The organism is Aeromonas sp. Marseille-Q7275, assembly GCF_965119515.1.
This window is the reverse complement of sequence record NZ_CBCPLW010000002.1, coordinates 24,406-42,152: the sequence shown is the minus strand read 5'-3', so window position 1 is coordinate 42,152 and position 17,747 is coordinate 24,406. Positions and strand designations below refer to the sequence as shown.

Below are 17,747 nucleotides of genomic sequence, written 5' to 3'. Positions count from 1 at the left end.
TCACTTCCAGCAATCAGATGGCGTCTTGGTATCGGCCTTGTTGAGGGTCAATATGGTGCAACCAGCATCGTTGCTCTGACTGCCCTTGGCGGTGGCTATCAGAGTATAAACCGTGGCGGTAGCGCCAGAGATGGTGAAGGTGTAGTAATCGCTTGCCGGGTTACCGACTTGGGATGGTGTCCCGCTATAGCTTGTATTGGAGATGCGAAACTCTTCCTGCTTGAGTTGCATGCTCAGCAGTCCCTTGAGAGCCTCGGCGCGACGGGACTTTTGCAGTCCATTGGTAAAGCTCGGATAGGCTACAGCCGCCAGGATGGCGACGACAGCCACCACGACCAGCAGCTCCAGCAAGGTAATACCTGATTGTTTGGTTCTCATGGGCGGCGTGCTCTGGAAACGGTTTGATACTATAGAATAGTACTGACGCTGGGCTCTACTGGCATGGGCAAAAAGAAAGGAGTCTTGAGCTAAATGATGCGCACAGTAGGACGTGTTTCCGGTTTCACCCTGATTGAGCTGTTGCTGGCATTGACGGTGGCTGCATTGCTGCTGGTCGTAGCCCTGCCCAGCTACCAGTCATTGCGACAGGAGCAAATGGTCAGGGCTGCGACGCAGGCCATCTATACCGATGTCATGCTGCTCAAATCCGAGGCGGTCAAACGCAATCAGACGCTCAATCTCCTCCTTTTTAACAGTGGTGCGAGCAACTGGTGTTACCGGGTCCATGTCGATGGTAGCTGCAATAGCTGTGCCGACGCTTGTTCCAGTATCGAGGGGCGAAAAGGGGTAGATGCCAGTGAGTTTCCCGGTATCACCTTGGTGGCGAGTTACAGTGAGTCGGCAACCAATATCAGACCCCTCAGTATTTCTCCCCGCCGAGGCTCTCTCACGGCGGGCAACATTGAAATCTCATCTGGAAGCCATATCATGCGGGTCGTCACCAATAATGTCGGACGGGTGCGTACCTGTGCCGTCAGCAATGTAAGCGGGGTGCCAGCATGCTGAGGCGACATGCAGGTTTCAGCCTGGTGGAGCTGATGGTTTCCATGGTGGCGGGTTTGCTGCTGGTGGCCACGGTGATCTCGCTTTTCGCGACCATTCTCAGGGCCAATAGTACCGCCATGAAGGTAAGTCGCCTCAATCAGGAGATGCAGGCGATCACCGATATGATAGCCCGCGATATAGAACGGGCAGGCTATGATGCCAGTGCTGCCACCGCTACCAGATTGGTATCTGGTGCTGCACCTTCCCCCTTCTATTTCGATGCCAGTGTCGACCTGCTGGATGAGACGGCAACAGGTTCCAAGCTCTATCGCTGTATTAGAGTGAATTATGATGACAATGAAAATGGTGTGCTGAATAACAGCGCATCCAGCAGTCTTGAAACGCGTGTTTACAGTTACAGCAGTGCCGAAAAGGGAATCAAGCTGGCGACGGGAGCCAGCCCTGCCTGTGACAGTGGCAGTCTCATCTCGACCGATAACACCATAGAAGTTACTCAGCTCACCTACGGCTTGTTGGCGAATAGTCAGGTGAGTGGCGCCAGGGCCATCCAGCTCAATATATCGGGTCGCTACAAGGACAACACGACGTTGACGTTGAACTTGCAGCGGGATATCAAGCTGCGCAATGACGGATACTGATATGAGAACCCAGTCCGGTTTTACGACGTTCACAGTCACACTGATCCTGCTGTTGATCCTGCTGGCAGTCACTCTGCTGGTGGGTAAGCTGCTGGTGGCCGATCGTCGCATCACATTGAATGAAACCCTCTATCGTCAAGTGATGGCCTTGGCAGAGCAGGGGTTATCCTATGGCTTTGGTCGCCTCTCTGCTGAAGGCTCATCTTGTCCCTCTTCGCTGCCCGCTTGGTCAGGGAACTCTTTTTCTCCATCTGGTGCAGGCGGGGCTTATACCCTGACAGTCGAATGCATAACCCCCTTTCCCGTGGTGGCGGGAAGTACCACACTCGTTGCCCCCATCCGTATTCGTTCCGTGGCCAATTTGAGTGACAGCCAGGCCCAGGCGGCGGTCGAGGCACAATATGTGCAAAATAACGTGCTGGCAGGCACCCCCGCGGCTCCTCTGACCGTTGCCGGTGGCATGGCGGTGGGGGGGAATTTTACCGTTGTTGCCAATCCCAATGGAGGGGGGCCCGGAGTGCCGCTGTCCATCTGGACCAATGATTATGTAGATCTGAATACGGGGTCCGGCCAGACCTGCCATCAGGGGGATTACGCCGGTGGCTGCAGTGCCAACATCAGCCAACCGGGCAGTAAGCAGTCGGATATCAAGGATAGCGACCCCGATTTTCCAACCGACCTGGTGTGGTATTTGTTCAATGAGAATGACGATGATGCTGGTTGGGCAAACATCGAATCCAGGGCCAATCAGATAGTCACGAACTGCAATGGTCTGGGGCCGACGACAACCGGGCTTATCATTGTCGACGGTGATTGTAGTCCGGGGTCCAATATTGGTACTCAGGCCGCCCCTGTTGTGTTGATCATTCGAGATGGCAACTTGACCATCAATGGTAACCGTCAGCTATTTGGGTTGGTGTTCGCTTACGCCTCCGACCCTGCCACTACGACCGCGGATATCAAACTCACCGGCGGAGCCATCGTCAATGGCGCTCTGGCTGCCAACTTCAAGCTGGGCAATTCCAATGGTACCTATGATGCGAAATATGATGAGGCTGCACTGAGCAATATCAGGACAGGTGCCGCCTTTCAGACTCTTAAGCAGGTTCCAGGTAGCTGGCGCGACTGGTAGAGGACAAGCAAATGAAACGGCAAAAAGGATTTGGCCTGTTTGAGATACTGGTAACCCTGGTTGTGTTGGGGGTGGGGGTGGTCGGCCTGGTGATGCTGTCGAAGTCGGCCCTCACGGCCTCCCAGGATGGGCGGCGGTATGAAGTTGCCATGCGACTCGCGGAATCCAAGATTGAGGAATTTCGTAATTTCAACAGTCTGGTGACGGCGACGGCCCCGCTCACTGCCTATTCGGCCATTACGAGTGGCAATGCGACCAAGAGCCAGTCTGGTGACAGTTACACATTGGCCTGGACAGTGACCAACCAATATTGGAACGGAGCTACTTCTGCATGGCAGAACACGGCTCCTGCAGGGTATCTGCTGAACTACCCTGGGCGAAAGCAGATCAATACGACGGTGAGCTGGACCAACAGCGAAGGAGTGACCGCCTCGGTCGCGCTTACGGGTTATGCCTCTCCTACGGAATCATTGACTGCGGAACAGTTGAGTGGGGGGCTGGATACCGCTCGGACAGGGCCGAAGATAAATTACACCCCTGGGGTGGCGCCGGACGTCATCTCCATCGATCTCGGTAACGGCAGCAGACAGGAAACCAGCAAACCTTCTCCGACAGTGGTGGCCAAAAACAACACTGTCGGCAAGGAAGTACAGTTTGAAACAGTGACGTATCAGCCTGCAAATCAAGGGAATACCCAGCAAATACAGCAAGATATCAGCTCGGTAAGCTGCGCCTGTACCTATGGTTCAACCTTGAGTGCCTCTCTGCCGGGTCAGGCCTACAGTACTTCCACCAACCAGCTCTACTGGAAAGTAGGTGCACAGCAGAGCAAGCAGACCGGGACCGTCAGCGGCAATAACCAGCCAGCGCTCTGCACAAGCTGCTGCAAGGATCATTTCGATGGTTCGGGGGGGAGTTTTACCAGCTACTATGCACCGCTCAATACCAGTCGACAGCGCTATAACAGCGCACTGTCCGTGGCGGCCAGTGGCACCTATGTTGATGCTTGCCGGTTTGTGCGACTGGATGGATACTATCGCCCCCTCCCGGATTGGAACCTGGTCAAGGTCATTGTTACCACCTCGGATTTCTTGGCCAAGGCCGCCAATCAGGTCAGTTACCAGAATTACATCCAGTATGTGGTCAAGACCTATATCGACTGGCAGAAACAGACCCTGAACTGGACCTCGACCCCGACGGCAACCGCACCTGCGATCAGTGATTTTTCCACATGGCTTCAAACCCCTGCCAATGTTGCGCCTGGTGGTGATGCGGTTACGGAGATCGCGATCAATACCGGTACGCGCCAGCTGATTGCCCGTGGCATCTATGTCGATATTTTGAACCCCACCTATCTGACCGGGATAGATACCAATGTCACTGGCTATCTGGCAAAGGTGCCTTTTCAGGATATCAACCTGACCATGTTGGCGGAGTGGTCCATGACCCCACTCAATGGCCAGTTGACGGGGGCAGCTACCGACTACGCCACCGTCAGCAATGAGCCGGTCGATACCATAGTGGATCTCAATAACTACTACTTCGGCAGCTATAGCCGTGGCTATCTGGCAGCCAAGAAATCCACCAAGGACAGTAGCCAGGTGCTGCAGAGCGTGAAGGTAAAAGCCACCGTCTATCAGGGTAATTCAGGGGTCACCGCTACGCTGATTTCACCAAGCGATCAAAGCTTGGCACTCAGTACCGAACTGGCAGTGAAAATAGACACTGGCGTGGTGACACAACCCTTGTTGACGGTAACGGGCAAGGTGGAGTGTCTCGAGAAAACAAAAAACAACGATCCCACTCCCAAGGCCTGCAAGAAGAATGTCTTCAGCAGCTTGGGCATCAGCACCTCGACATCCGGGGCCACTTGTCATGTGGATGCGCCGAGCAGTGATAACCAGACGGCCATCTATACCTGTACGGCTGCACAGAATAGTACTCTGGTGGTGAACTTCTCCTACTCGGGAAACAACACGACCTTCCTGCTGAAGCCGAGTTCGTTAAGTATTCCCATGACACCGCCAGCCAGCGGCCAGGTCATCAGCGGCCCCTGCACCCTGCTGGTGGACAACGGTGTCACCAACGCAGCAAACCTGACCTGCTCTCCCTGAAGTTGTTGCGGGAGCCAAGGCGCTGGCACAGCCAGCGCCTTTTCTTTATCATTCCCCATCATTTTCGAATTCAAGATGCATCGCCATGGCAAAAGCCCTCTCTCTGATGCTTGCCCAGTTAAATCTGACGGTAGGCGCCATCGAAGATAACTGTGACAAGGTGCTGGCTGCCGCCGCAGAGGCCGACCAGCAAGGCGCCGATCTGCTGGTTTGCTCCGAGCTGGCGCTGACCGGCTATCCCCCTGAAGATCTGTTGCTGCGCAGCGATCTGATGATACGAGTGGAGGCTGCCCTGGCGCGTGTCGCGGCCTGGCAGGGTCGTTGCGCCATCCTGGTGGGACACCCCTGTCGTGAAGGAGAAGCACTCTACAATGCAGCCTCTCTCTATGAGCAGGGCAAGCTCATCGCCCGTTACTTCAAGCAGGATCTGCCCAACTACGGGGTGTTCGACGAGAAGCGTTACTTCACCGCGGCGAGCGATACTTGCGTGGTGTCGTTCCGTGGCCACCAGCTGGGCTTGCTCATCTGCGAAGATCTGTGGCAACCGGGCCCGGCTCTCGCGGCAAAGGCGGCCGGTGCCGAGCTGCTGCTCACCATCAATGCCTCCCCTTACGATCAGGAGAAACCCTGGATCCGCCGCGAGCTGATGGCCGAGCGTTGCGAGCAGACCGGCTTGCCGCTGGTTTACCTCAATCAGGTCTGTGGTCAGGACGAACTGATCTTCGATGGTTGCTCCAAGGTGTTCAACGGCCAGAGCGAGCTGACCCACAAGCTGGCCCCCTTTGCCGAAGAGCTGGCGCTGGTGCGTTTTGTCGACGGCCAGCCGTTGAAAGAGCGGGAACCGTCTGCGCCGCTGGCGCCCCTGGCCGAGACCTATCAGGCGCTGGTGCTGGCGGTGCATGACTATGTCACCAAGAACGGCTTCCAGGGGGCCGTGCTGGGCCTCTCCGGCGGTATCGACTCCGCCCTGACGCTCGCCATCGCGGCCGATGCCATAGGTGCGGACAAGGTACAGGCGGTGATGATGCCGTTCCGCTACACCGCCCAGATGAGCGTGGAAGATGCCAAGGAGCAGGCCGAGCGAATGGGGGTCGAGTTCAACATCATCTCCATCGAGCCCATGTTTGAAGGCTTCATGACCCAGCTGGCGCCGCTGTTTGAGGGGACTGCCCGGGATACCACCGAAGAGAACCTGCAGGCTCGCTGCCGTGGCGTGCTCTTGATGGCGCTCTCCAACAAGCGTCGCCGTATCGTATTGACCACCGGCAACAAGAGCGAGATGGCGGTCGGCTATGCCACTCTGTACGGTGACATGGCGGGCGGTTTCGACGTGCTGAAAGATGTGCCCAAGACCCTGGTCTTCAAGCTGTGCGAATATCGCAACTCGGTCGACTACGTGATCCCGCAGCGGGTCATCGATCGTCCCCCTTCGGCAGAGCTGGCACCGGATCAGGTGGATCAGGACAGCCTGCCTCCCTACGACATTCTGGACGCCATCCTCAAGCGCTATGTGGAAGAAGACGCCTCGGTCGCCGACATGGTGGCGGAGGGCTTCGAAGAAGCCGTGGTGCGCAAGGTGATCCGTCTGGTGGATCTCAACGAGTACAAGCGCCGTCAGGCTGCCGTCGGGCCCCGCATCACGGCTCGCAACTTTGGTAAGGATCGCCGCTACCCCATTACGTCCGGGTTCGGTAAACAGAACTGGTAAGGAGTCACCATGAAGAAGATTGAAGCCATCATCAAACCGTTCAAGCTGGACGATGTGCGCGAAGCCCTGGCCGAGATCGGCATCAACGGCATGACTGTATCCGAAGTCAAAGGCTTCGGACGCCAGAAGGGCCACACCGAGCTCTACCGCGGTGCCGAGTACATGGTCGACTTCCTGCCCAAGGTGAAAGTAGAGCTGGTGGTGCAGGACGAAGAGCTGGACGCCTGTCTGGAAGCGATCCAGAACACCGCCCGTACCGGCAAGATAGGTGACGGCAAGATCTTCGTCTGCGAGGTGGAGCGCGTGATCCGCATCCGTACCGGCGAAGAGAACGAAGACGCGATTTGATGTGATGGATGTGCCTCGACACGATCAAGCGTACGAAGATGCCGCCCCATTGATGTCAGGGATGCGTCTCGTGGCGGCGGCAGGCCTGCTGATGGCGCTGACTGCTTGCAGTAGCCGGCCACCGGCCCAGCCGGAAAACCTGTGCCAGATCTTTCGGGAAAAGCCGGAGTGGCACAAGGCGGCACTCGAGATGAACGAGAAGTGGGGGACCCCGGTGCATGTGGTGATGGCCATGATGTATCAGGAGTCCTCCTTCGTGCACGATGCCCAGCCGCCGATGCAGTACTTCCTCTTCATCCCGACCGGGCGGGCCAGCTCTGCCTATGGCTACGCCCAGGTCAAGGATGAGACCTGGGACGATTACCAGCGTGAGACTGGCAACGGCTGGAGCGATCGCGACGACTTCGCCGACGCCATCGATTTCATGGGCTGGTACACTAACAAGGCGCAGCGGCTCAATGGCACCTCCAAGTGGGATGCCTATGGCCAGTATCTCAACTATCACGAAGGCTGGGGCGGCTACCGGCGTGGCAGCTACCGCAGCAAGGGGTGGCTGATGAAGGTCTCCCGCAAGGTGGAGGCCCGTGCCCAACGCTACGGCGCCCAGTATCGACAATGCAAGGATCGGCTCCCCAGCGGGGGCTGGTTCTCGTAACCAATCAGGAGTCAGAAATGCCGTTATTGGACAGTTTTACCGTCGACCATACCCGCATGGCAGCCCCGGCAGTCCGGGTGGCCAAGACCATGCAGACCCCGAACAAGGACACCATTACCGTGTTCGATCTGCGCTTCTGCGTGCCGAACCAGGAGATCCTCTCCGAGCGCGGCATCCACACGCTGGAGCACCTCTTTGCCGGTTTCATGCGTGATCACCTGAACGGCAATGGGGTCGAAATCATCGACATCTCCCCCATGGGCTGCCGTACCGGCTTCTACATGAGCCTGATCGGCGCACCGGACGAGGCCCGCGTGGGCGCGGCCTGGCAGGCGGCCATGAGCGATGTGCTGACCGTGCAGGAGCAGGGCAAGATCCCCGAGCTGAACGAATACCAGTGCGGTACCTACAGCATGCACTCCCTGGAAGAGGCCCATGCCATCGCCCGCCACGTGCTGGAACGCGGCATCGGCGTCAACCACAACGATGAGCTGGCGCTGCCGGAAGAGAAGCTGAAAAGCCTCTGAGCCAACAGCGGAAAAATGAAGAAGGCCGGTCAGTGACCGGCCTTTTTTGTGTCTGACAGGCTCAGGAGGGGAGCGGCATCACCCGGTTGCGACCCAGCTCCTTGGCCTTGTAGAGCAGCTTGTCGGTGCGCTCTATCAGGGCGTCCGCCGTCTCCTGGCCATTGTATTCCCCCACACCGAAGGAGGCGGTGATGTGATCGATGCGTCGGCCCGATTTGCGATCCAGCAGCGACATCCGCTCTATGACCCGGCGCAGGCTCTCCGCCATCTGGCGGGTCAGCGCCAGAGCCCGGCCCGGCACCAGCAGGGCAAACTCCTCCCCCCCGAGCCGATAGGCGGTGATCCCTTCCTTGCTGACTTCCCGCAGCCGCTTGCCGACGATGCGCAGCACCTGATCCCCCAGCAGGTGGCCATATTCGTCGTTGAAGTTCTTGAAACGATCGATGTCGGTCATGATCAACGAGAAGGGTTGCTTGTTGCGGATCAGGCTGTCCAGCTCCAGATCGAAGGCGCGGCGGTTGAGCAGGGCGGTGAGAGAGTCCTCGGTGGCCATCTTACGCGTCTCGTTCAGCGCCGCCTTGAGCTCCTTGATCTCCTTCTCGGCGCTGCTGAGCTGGTTGCGAAAGTGCAGGGTGGACATGCGTACATCCCGGGACTCGCGCACCAGCTCCCGCAAGATGGCCATGGTGTCGTCCAGGCTCAGCCCCTCGTCATCGATGAGGCTCAGCTTGTCGAAGCTCTTGTCGAGCATCGCCTGGAACTGGCCGGTGTCGACCAGCGCATCCTGCATGGAGTGGCCGAGCTCGTTGGCCATGGCGACCAGATTGAGCTTCATCGTCTCCATCTGCTGTTCGTCCTGGCTGGCGAGATGCTGGTGATAGAGACGCTCACAGGTGGTGAGGGAGAAGGTGCCCTGCAGTTTTATGGCGTGATCGACGGCATGGTTCAGCTCGGGCATGGCGCCGGAGACGTAGTTGTACCAAAGGTGGTAATTGTTCGGGGTGGTGGGGATTTGATACTTGATCATCAGGGGGACCGCCTGCTTCAAATAGGCGGCCGATTGGGCGAACGAGTCCTTGCTCATGAGTTCCGAGTCTCACATACCTGCAAACTGTGCCCAGTATGACAGAGAGATTGGGCAAAAGGCAGTCGATGGATGCCATTAGCTCCCCCCTTCGATATAATGTCTGCGTTACTACCTACCCTAAGGCCTGCTTATGTCTCAAAAAGATCCTTTCCTCCAACGCGAGGCCGAAAAATACGATAACCCCATCGCCAGCCGCGAGATGCTGCTGGAACTCATCAAGGGCCATGAAAAACCCATGTCCCGGGAAGAGTTGGCCAAGGTCCTCAAGCTGACCGACGAAGAGCCGCTGGAAGCCTTGCGCCGTCGTCTGCGCGCCATGGAGCGTGATGGACAGCTCGTGTTCACCAGGAACCAATGTTACGCCCTGCCGGATCGCCTGAATCTGGTGAAAGGCTATGTGCTCGGCCACAAAGATGGATTCGGTTTTCTGCGCCCCGAGGGTGGTGGATCGGATCTCTTCCTGAACAACCGCGAGATGCAGCGGCTGATGCACGGTGACTACGTGCTGGTGCAGCCGACCGAGATTGACCGCAAGGGTCGTCAGGAAGCGCGTCTGGTGCGCCTGCTCAAGGCCCGCGAGGCGGACATCGTCGGCCGCTACTTCGTCGAGAACGGCGTGGGGTTCGTGGTGCCGGATGACAGCCGCATCGGCCAGGACATCATCATCCCGGACGGTGAGAACAAGGGGGCCCGCCAGAGCCAGGTGGTGGTTGTGCGCATCACCCAGCGCGCCACCGCCCGTATCAATGCGGTCGGTACAGTGCTGGAGGTGCTGGGCGAGAACATGGCGCCGGGCATGGAAATTGAAATCGCCCTGCGTACCCATGGCATCCCGCACACTTGGCCGGAGGAGGTGACCAAGGAGGTCGCCGGCTTGGGCGAGCAGGTGCCGGAGAAGGCCAAAGAGGGTCGCATCGATCTGCGCGCCCTGCCGCTGGTCACCATAGATGGGGAAGATGCCCGCGACTTCGATGACGCCGTCTTCTGCGAAGCCAAACGCGGCGGCGGCTGGCGCCTGTGGGTGGCCATCGCGGACGTCTCCGCCTATGTGAAGCCGGGGACGGCGCTGGATGCCGAAGCCTATCAGCGCGGCAACTCCGTCTACTTCCCCGAGTTCGTGGTGCCCATGCTGCCGGAGGTGCTCTCCAACGGTTTGTGCTCCCTGAACCCGCAGGTTGACCGTCTCTGCATGGTGTGCGAGATGACCATCTCCGCCGCCGGCCGCATGTCCGGTTACAAGTTCTACGAAGCGGTGATGAACTCCCACGCCCGCATGACCTACAGCAAGGTGGCGGCGATCCTGGATGGCGAGCCCAAGCTGCGTCAGCAGTACGAGCCGCTGGTGGGTCACATCGAGGAGCTCAACAATCTCTACAAGGCGCTCAAGCACGCCCGTCACCAGCGTGGCGCGGTGGAGTTCGAGAGCGAGGAGACCCGCTTCATCTTCAACGCCCAGCGCAAGATCGACCAGATAGTGCCGCTGGTGCGCAACGACGCCCACAAGATCATCGAAGAGTGCATGATCCAGGCGAACGTGGCGGCCGCCCGCTACATCGAGAAGAACGAAGCCTCAGCCCTGTTCCGGGTGCACGACCGTCCGGGCGAAGAGCGTCTGACCGGGTTCCGTGACTTCCTGGCCGAACTGGGCCTGGAGCTCAAGGGGGGCCTCGAGCCCGAGCCGAAGGACTTCGCCGAGCTGGCCGCCAAGTTTGAAGGGCGCCCGGATGCGGAGCTGCTCTCCACCATGCTGCTGCGCTCCATGCGTCAGGCCATCTATCAGGCCGACAACATAGGTCACTTCGGTCTGGCCCTGAAGTCCTACGCCCACTTCACCTCGCCGATCCGTCGCTATCCCGACCTCATCCTGCACCGTGCCATCAAGTATCAGACGGCCAAGGAGCAGCAGGGCAACCTGCGCCACAAGTGGACGCCGAGCGGTGGTTACCACTACCAGCTGGAAGAAGTGGATCCCATGGGCGAGCACTGCTCCATGACAGAGCGCCGTGCCGACGATGCGACCCGCGACGTGGCCGACTGGCTCAAGTGCGAGTACATGCTGGATCACGTGGGTGACGACTTCGACGGCGTCATCGCCAGCGTCACCGGCTTTGGCTTCTTCGTGCGCCTGGCGGATATCCACATCGACGGTCTGGTGCACGTCAGCACCCTCACCAACGACTACTACCAGTTTGATCCCCTGCACATGCAGCTGATCGGCGAGAACTTCCGCCGTCGCTACCGTCTGGGTGACAAGGTGCGGGTCAAGGTGATGGGGGTGAACCTGGACGATCGGAAGATCGACTTCGTGATGGTGGAAGAGCCGCTCCAGGCCACCGGCAAGAACGCCAAGGAGATGGCGCGCAAGCAGGCCGAGATCAAGAAAGAGAAGGCCAAGAGCGCCCAGCGCCACGAGAAACGCAAAGAGGGCAAGGATCACGGCAAATCCGACAAGGGTGGCCGCGCCAAACCCAGCAACAGACGACCGAGCAAAAACGCTCGCGACAAGGCCAAGAGCACTAAATGAGTACAGAACTGATCTACGGCATTCACGCTGTATCCGCGCTGCTTGAGCGCACCCCGGAGCGTTTCATCGAAGTGTGGGCCCTCAAGGGCCGCGATGACGACCGGCTGCAACCCTTGCTGACCGAGCTGGAATCCCTCGGCATCAAGGTGCAGAGCGTGAACCGCAAGACGCTCGATGACAAGGCGGAGGGCAACAATCACCAGGGCATCATGGCCAAGGTGATAGAGGCGCCCAGGCTGGCCGAGCACGACCTGGCCAGTCTGCTGGACGGCCTGGCGGTGCAAGAGACCGCCCCCTTCCTGCTGGTGCTGGACGGGGTAACCGATCCGCACAACCTCGGTGCCTGCCTGCGCAGCGCCGATGCGGCCGGGGTCCATGCTGTTATAGTGCCGCGGGACAAGGCCACCGGCCTGACCTCCATAGTGCGCAAGGTCGCCTGTGGCGCCGCCGAAGTGGTGCCGCTCATTCAGGTCACCAACCTGGCGCGCACCCTGCGCGAGCTGCAGGAGCGCGGCGTCTGGATAGTCGGCACCGCCGGCGAGGCGGACCACGACCTCTATCAGGCCAAGCTGACCGGCCCCATGGCGCTGGTGATGGGCGCCGAGGGCAAGGGGATGCGTCGCCTGACCCGCGAACATTGCGACGAGCTGGTGAGCATACCGATGGCGGGGGCGGTATCCAGCCTCAACGTCTCGGTGGCGAGCGGCGTCTGCCTGTTCGAAGCCGTGCGTCAGCGCCGCAGCTGACGCCGTGATGATGGACAGACCTCCCTTTTTCCGGGACAGGGTCACAGATGAGCAGGAGGCCAGGCGCCTCCTCTCTTTTGCCCGGCCGCTGACCCTAGCCCCCAAATCCTGCCTCTGGCACGCCGGTGACAGTCCGGATCTGCTGATCAGGGTGGAGCAGGGGTTGCTGCGTGCCAGGGTGGTGCTGGCGGATGGGCGGGAGTACATCAAGGAGTTCTACTGGGAGGGGGACGAGTTTCTCGACTTCCATCACCTGCTCAGTGGCGAACCCGCCCGCTACAGCGTGGAGGCGCTGGAGCCTTGCCGGTTACAGCTGTTCCAGCTGGCCGACCTGCGCCAGCTCTCCTGCTGGTCCGCCTGGTATCAGCACCTGCTGGAAGTGCAGCTGCGCATCAAGGAAGAAAAAGAGCTGCTGCTGTTGACCGAGAGCCCCCAGGCCCGCTACCAGCACTTCCTGGAGTGCTTCCCCGCGCTGGATGCCAGGGTGCCGGATCACCAGATCGCCGCCTATCTCGGCATCAGTCCCATCAGTCTGAGTCGCATTCGCAAGCGGTTGAAAGCGCTTAACAAGGAGTAGTGTTGCCGATGCGCCATGAGGGGCTGTGTTGCCACCAGATTTCAAACCTTTCATACAGTGCGTCTCGGCATCACGCCTGCCAGTCAGCCTGAGCCGCATTCGCAAACGGCTTAAAAGTCTTAACAAAGGTTAATGCCGCCCTGGCTGCGCTCACCTATGCTGGCAGGCCGAATTGATAAGGAGTCGCCGATGAACTGGATCCTGAAACCCTGGTCTGCACTGACCACGGACGAGTTGTACGAGTTGCTGGCACTGCGGGCCGAGGTGTTCGTGGTGGAGCAGAGCTGCCCCTTCCAGGATCTGGATGGGGTGGATCGCCGGGACGGTGTGTTGCACCTGCTCGGTTATGAAGGCGATCATTTGGCCGCCTATGCCCGCATCATGGCCCCCGGCATCGGCGACGACAGTGGTGCCGCCATCGGCCGGGTGGTCACCTCCCCCCGGTCGAGAGGGGGCGGTCTGGGCCACAGCTTGCTCGATGAGGCGGTGACCGCCTGCACGGCCCGCTGGCCGGCGCACAGCATCTGGCTCGGTGCCCAGGCTCACCTGCAGGGCTTCTACGGCCAGCACGGCTTCGCGCCGGAAGGGGAGGGCTATATCGAAGACGACATCCCTCACATGGGGATGCGCAAAGCCCCCTGAGTCGATGGCAAGTCCAGGGAGCCTTCATGAGCTGGCTCCCACATTGCTGCGACGCAAACGGGTATGATCTCGTCCCCTTGTTGATTGGAACCCCGTCGTGACCCTCCCCATCTTCGCGGCCATCTTGCTGGCCGCCCTGCTGCACGCCCTGTGGAATGCGCTGGCCAAGCGCCAGGCCGAGGGGCGTGTCAGCGTGTTGCTGGTCTCCCTCTGCTCCGGCCTCTTCTCCCTGCCTTTCCTGCCGCTGGTGGGGTGGCCTGCCCCGGTCGAGTATCCCTGGTTGACACTCTCCATCCTGTTGCACTGCGGATATTGCCTCTTTCTCGGCCGGGCCTACCGTTTGGGGGAGTTTGGCCAGATCTATCCGCTGGCCCGTGGCAGCGCGCCCCTGGTTACCCTGTTGCTCGGCGCCCTGCTGCTGGGGGAGGTGCCCGGTGTCGTGGCTGTGGCGGGAGCCATGGTGCTGGTGGGCGGAGTCTTGCTGATGGCCTGGCGCGGCGGCATCCGGCTGGCGCCTGCTGCCCTGTGCGCCGTGCTGATCACGGCGCTGTTTACCGCCGCCTATACCCTGTCTGACGGGATCGGGGCCCGCTCGGCGGGGGAGCCGATACGCTATACCCTCTGGCTCTTTACCCTGACGGCCCTGATGATGCCGCTGCTGATGAGATGGCAGAGCCGCACCGCCTTGCGCAGCCTGACCCGGGCCGAGTGGTATTCGGGCGCCCTGGGCGGCGCTCTCTCGCTGCTTGCCTATGGGATCGTCATCTGGGCCATGACCCGGGCCCCCATCGGGCTGGTGGCGGCGCTGCGCGAGAGCAGCGTGCTGTTTGCCGTGCTGCTTTCCTGGCTCTGGCTGGGGGAGCGGCTGGGGCGGGTCAGGCTGATGGCGGCCCTGGTGATCCTCGGCGGCATATTGTTGATCCGGCTTGGATGATGGGGAGAAGCCGGATCGTTCGTCGACTCAGGGGGTGACTTCGGAGAGCAGGCTGAACCCCTCCTCTGCAGGGGCGAGCCGCACCCTGACCTGACCCAGCTCCGCCAGAGTGCCGGCATGGGTGCCGCCGCAGGGGATGGTCAGCTCTTTTCCCCCGAGCGTGCAGTGCCAGTAGCGGGAGTCGATGATGGCCTCGCCTGCGCGCGAGCGGCGGATCTCGCCCCCCGCAGCCAGCCAGTCGGCGAGTTGCCGGTTGACCTTTTCTTCTATCAGCGCCAGATCCGCCAGCAGTGCCTCGCCGTTGACCCCCTTCTTGCGCAGGCTCTTGCCGATGCGGTAGTGCTCCCGGGAGCCCAGGGGCTCGACCCGCGAGCTTTGGATGGCGAGGCGGTCGAAGTCGGGCTGATCCAGTGCATCGCGCTCGCTCACCTCCTTGCGCCAGTAAGGGACGAGTGCCCGGTTGAGGGCCAGCGCCACCAGATGGCAGCCGCTGTGGCCCAGACTCAGGGCGTGGCGAGCCTCGGCGTCCACCATGAGTTCCAGCTGAGTGCCGATGGCAAGCTGATGGGAGCCGGCGAGGGGATGCACCACCACGAAGGCCCAGCCCTCAGCGCCCCGCTTGACCGGAATATCCTGATCCACGAACAACCTGCCTTCCGGGCTGATGGCCCCCATCCGGCAGGGGCCTACGGCCGCCTCGCCGCCATCCCAGCGCACAGTGCCCACATCCCCCGGTTGATCGGGCCAGAGGTGGCTCTGGGGGTGGAAGGGGGTGAGATCGGTGACCAGCAGGCTGGGTTGCCCCTGCTCGCAATAGACGACGCTGGCCTGTTCCTGATGATGGCCCAGCACGAAGCTGACTCGGGTATGTTCCATGGCAAGGCTTCCGCAACGAGAAATGGAGAAGAGAAAGCGGCAGCATACGCCAAAGCGGGGGCCGGCTCATTAACCTCTGTTAACGAGCCGGCACGGAGATGGCGGAGTGAGCACTAGATCATGGTGACCAGCAGATAGGCGTTGAGGCCGATCACCAGCGCGACGATGACGCGACCTGTTGCCTGGGTCAGCGGATGGTTGCGATGCTCCCCCATCAGGGCGCGATCGCCGGTCAGGATCAGCAGCGGAATGAGTGCGAGGGCTATGCCAAAACTCAGAATGACCTGGCTCAGCACCAGGATCTCCGTGGTGTTGAGTCCCATGGCGATCACCACGAAGGCGGGGGCCATGGTGATGGCCCGGCGCAGCCAGAGCGGTATGGTGAAGCGCACGAAGCCCTGCATCACCACCTGACCTGCCAGGGTCCCGACCACGGTGGAGGAGATGCCGGACGCGACCAGGGACAGCCCGAACAGGGTGGCGGCAGCCTGACCCAGCAAGGGAGTGAGCGTCTGGTAGGCCGTTTCAAGCTCCGCCACCTGCTGGTGGCCCGCGTCGTGGAAGGCTGCAGCGGCCATGGCCATCATGGCCAGGTTGACGAAGCCGGCTATGGTCATGGCGATGGCCACATCGACCCGGGTGCTGTGCAGCCGCTGGGAAAGGGTCCCCTGATCCTGGGTGTGCTGGGTCAGTGCCGAGTGGAGGTAGATGACGTGGGGCATCACTGTCGCCCCCAGCACGCCGGCGGCGAGATAGACGGCATCGCCGTTGGGCAGGCCGGGGAAGAGGGCGCCTTCCAGCAGGCTGGGCAGATGGGGGCGGGAGAAGGCCAGCTCGACTATGTAGGCGGCGGCCACGAACAGCAGCAGACCGCCCACCACGAACTCCAGCGGCTTCTGGCCGCGGGATTGCAGCATGAGAATGCCCCAGGTGACCACGGCCGTGATGCAGGCCCCTTCCAGCAGTGTCACCCCGAACAGCAGCTTGAAGCCCACGGCCGCACCGATGAACTCGGCGAGATCCGTGGCCATGGCGATGATCTCCGCCTGCACCCAGTAGGCCCAGACTGCCGGTTTGGGTAATTTGTCCCGGATGTGCTCCGCCAGATTCTTGCCGGTGACTATGCCGAGCTTGGCGGAGAGGGTCTGCACCACCATGGCCATCAGGTTGGCCCAGACCACCACCCACAGCAGTTGATAACCAAAGGTGGAACCGGCCTGGATGTTGGTGGCGAAGTTGCCCGGATCTATGTAGCCGATGGCGGCGATGAAGGCGGGGCCAAGCAGGGTCAGCTTGAATTTGCGGGCCGGGATGGCCGTGGTCAATGCGGGTTGCATGGTGTCACCCTCCATAAGAGCATGGAGATAGAATAGATCTAAATGATAATTGTTATCAATTGAAGTTTTGCATCAGGTTCATCGACAAAAACATCTGCCGACGCCAGTTGCAGTGGGAGAGGCGATTTCGTACAATACGCCGCCCTAGAAAGCAGCGTCTAAACACCACTATGTTCCTTGCCTCCGAGGTCTGGCTGCACCTGGGCGGAGGCTGAATTAATCCGTAAGGAGCTAAAATGCGTCATTACGAAATCGTCTTCATGGTTCATCCGGACCAGAGCGAGCAAGTACCTGGCATGATCGAGCGTTACACCGGCGCTATCACCACCGCTGGTGGCACCATTCATCGCCTGGAAGATTGGGGCCGTCGTCAACTGGCTTACCCGATCGACAAGCTGCACAAGGCTCACTATGTTCTGATGAACGTAGAAGCTGAGCAGGCCGTTATCGACGAACTGGAAACCAACTTCCGCTTCAACGATGCCGTTATCCGCAACATGATCATGCGCACCAAGCACGCCGTGACTGAAGTTTCTCCGATGGCCAAGGCCAAGGAAGAGCGCTTCACCCGTCGTGACGACGAGCGCCGCGAAGATGCTGTTGAAGCGTCTTCCGAAGAGTAATTCTTAGATCACCGCATTAGAGGATAAAGGCCATGGCACGTTATTTCCGTCGTCGTAAGTTCTGCCGCTTCACCGCCGAGAACGTTACCGAGATCGACTACAAAGATATCGTTACTCTGAAAAACTACGTCACTGAATCTGGCAAGATCGTACCGAGCCGTATCACCGGTACCCGCGCCAAGTATCAGCGTCAGCTGGCACGCGCCATCAAGCGTGCTCGTTACCTGGCTCTGCTGCCGTACACCGATCTGCACAACAAGTAAGAATCGGTCCG

General features: G+C 60.2%; 19 protein-coding genes. 15 read left to right on the top strand and 4 right to left on the bottom strand.

Annotated elements, in window-relative coordinates:
• Complete coding sequence (locus ACWPWQ_RS02345) at positions 1–378, bottom strand: type IV pilin protein (protein WP_404837720.1); 378 nt, start codon at positions 376–378, stop codon at positions 1–3.
• 93 nt (positions 379–471) lie between these two features.
• Between ACWPWQ_RS02345 and ACWPWQ_RS02340 the strand changes: the two genes are divergently transcribed.
• The 8 genes from ACWPWQ_RS02340 to luxS all read left to right on the top strand — a co-directional run bounded on the left by ACWPWQ_RS02340 (position 472) and on the right by luxS (position 8,127).
• Complete coding sequence (locus ACWPWQ_RS02340; RefSeq protein WP_454008920.1) at positions 472–1,005, top strand: GspH/FimT family pseudopilin; 534 nt, start codon at positions 472–474, stop codon at positions 1,003–1,005.
• Positions 999–1,643 (top strand): PilW family protein, encoded by a 645-nt coding sequence (locus tag ACWPWQ_RS02335; protein ID WP_404837722.1) that lies wholly within the window; start codon positions 999–1,001, stop codon positions 1,641–1,643. The genes ACWPWQ_RS02340 and ACWPWQ_RS02335 overlap by 7 nt, the downstream gene beginning before the upstream one ends.
• Before the next feature lies 1 nt (position 1,644).
• Positions 1,645–2,775, top strand: a complete 1,131-nt coding sequence (locus ACWPWQ_RS02330; RefSeq protein ID WP_454008919.1) for a PilX N-terminal domain-containing pilus assembly protein — start codon at positions 1,645–1,647, stop codon at positions 2,773–2,775.
• Between the two features lie 11 nt (positions 2,776–2,786).
• Entirely contained in the window at positions 2,787–4,889 is a 2,103-nt protein-coding gene (locus ACWPWQ_RS02325; RefSeq protein ID WP_454008918.1) for a prepilin-type N-terminal cleavage/methylation domain-containing protein, read from the top strand.
• A gap of 85 nt (positions 4,890–4,974) precedes the next feature.
• On the top strand, positions 4,975–6,597 hold the full coding sequence (locus ACWPWQ_RS02320) for an NAD+ synthase (RefSeq protein WP_454008917.1): 1,623 nt from the start codon (positions 4,975–4,977) through the stop codon (positions 6,595–6,597).
• Between the two features lie 9 nt (positions 6,598–6,606).
• On the top strand, positions 6,607–6,945 hold the full coding sequence (glnB, locus tag ACWPWQ_RS02315) for a nitrogen regulatory protein P-II (protein WP_025325723.1): 339 nt from the start codon (positions 6,607–6,609) through the stop codon (positions 6,943–6,945).
• 61 nt (positions 6,946–7,006) lie between these two features.
• A complete protein-coding gene (locus tag ACWPWQ_RS02310) occupies positions 7,007–7,600 on the top strand; it encodes a transglycosylase SLT domain-containing protein (RefSeq protein ID WP_454008916.1) in 594 nt (197 codons plus the stop codon).
• A gap of 17 nt (positions 7,601–7,617) precedes the next feature.
• Entirely contained in the window at positions 7,618–8,127 is a 510-nt protein-coding gene (gene luxS / locus ACWPWQ_RS02305; protein WP_017782209.1) for an S-ribosylhomocysteine lyase, read from the top strand.
• A gap of 61 nt (positions 8,128–8,188) precedes the next feature.
• On the opposite strand, the gene ACWPWQ_RS02300 is transcribed toward luxS, so the two are convergent.
• Positions 8,189–9,211, bottom strand: a complete 1,023-nt coding sequence (locus tag ACWPWQ_RS02300) for a GGDEF domain-containing protein (RefSeq protein ID WP_404837725.1) — start codon at positions 9,209–9,211, stop codon at positions 8,189–8,191.
• Between the two features lie 133 nt (positions 9,212–9,344).
• Between ACWPWQ_RS02300 and rnr the strand changes: the two genes are divergently transcribed.
• The 5 genes from rnr to ACWPWQ_RS02275 all read left to right on the top strand — a co-directional run bounded on the left by rnr (position 9,345) and on the right by ACWPWQ_RS02275 (position 14,637).
• Positions 9,345–11,738: a ribonuclease R gene (rnr, locus tag ACWPWQ_RS02295; protein ID WP_139436795.1), complete on the top strand. Its 2,394-nt coding sequence runs from the start codon at positions 9,345–9,347 to the stop codon at positions 11,736–11,738.
• Complete coding sequence (gene rlmB / locus ACWPWQ_RS02290; RefSeq protein WP_429110110.1) at positions 11,735–12,484, top strand: 23S rRNA (guanosine(2251)-2'-O)-methyltransferase RlmB; 750 nt, start codon at positions 11,735–11,737, stop codon at positions 12,482–12,484. Before rnr ends, rlmB begins: the two co-directional genes overlap by 4 nt.
• Positions 12,485–12,494: 10 nt before the next feature.
• Positions 12,495–13,061 carry a Crp/Fnr family transcriptional regulator gene (locus ACWPWQ_RS02285; RefSeq protein WP_454009045.1) on the top strand — a complete coding sequence of 189 codons (567 nt, stop codon included), beginning with the start codon at positions 12,495–12,497 and terminating at the stop codon, positions 13,059–13,061.
• A gap of 189 nt (positions 13,062–13,250) precedes the next feature.
• Positions 13,251–13,703 carry a GNAT family N-acetyltransferase gene (locus ACWPWQ_RS02280; RefSeq protein WP_454008915.1) on the top strand — a complete coding sequence of 151 codons (453 nt, stop codon included), beginning with the start codon at positions 13,251–13,253 and terminating at the stop codon, positions 13,701–13,703.
• Between the two features lie 97 nt (positions 13,704–13,800).
• The gene (locus ACWPWQ_RS02275; RefSeq protein ID WP_454008914.1) at positions 13,801–14,637 is read left to right on the top strand and encodes an EamA family transporter; all 837 of its coding nucleotides are present in this window, start codon (positions 13,801–13,803) and stop codon (positions 14,635–14,637) included.
• A gap of 27 nt (positions 14,638–14,664) precedes the next feature.
• On the opposite strand, the gene ACWPWQ_RS02270 is transcribed toward ACWPWQ_RS02275, so the two are convergent.
• Complete coding sequence (locus ACWPWQ_RS02270; protein ID WP_454008913.1) at positions 14,665–15,513, bottom strand: hypothetical protein; 849 nt, start codon at positions 15,511–15,513, stop codon at positions 14,665–14,667.
• 113 nt (positions 15,514–15,626) lie between these two features.
• Entirely contained in the window at positions 15,627–16,850 is a 1,224-nt protein-coding gene (locus ACWPWQ_RS02265) for an Nramp family divalent metal transporter (protein WP_404837729.1), read from the bottom strand.
• Between the two features lie 236 nt (positions 16,851–17,086).
• Between ACWPWQ_RS02265 and rpsF the strand changes: the two genes are divergently transcribed.
• Positions 17,087–17,473, top strand: a complete 387-nt coding sequence (rpsF, locus tag ACWPWQ_RS02260; protein ID WP_005331771.1) for a 30S ribosomal protein S6 — start codon at positions 17,087–17,089, stop codon at positions 17,471–17,473.
• 32 nt (positions 17,474–17,505) lie between these two features.
• Positions 17,506–17,736, top strand: a complete 231-nt coding sequence (rpsR, locus tag ACWPWQ_RS02255; protein WP_005313392.1) for a 30S ribosomal protein S18 — start codon at positions 17,506–17,508, stop codon at positions 17,734–17,736.
• Positions 17,737–17,747: the final 11 nt, after the last annotated feature.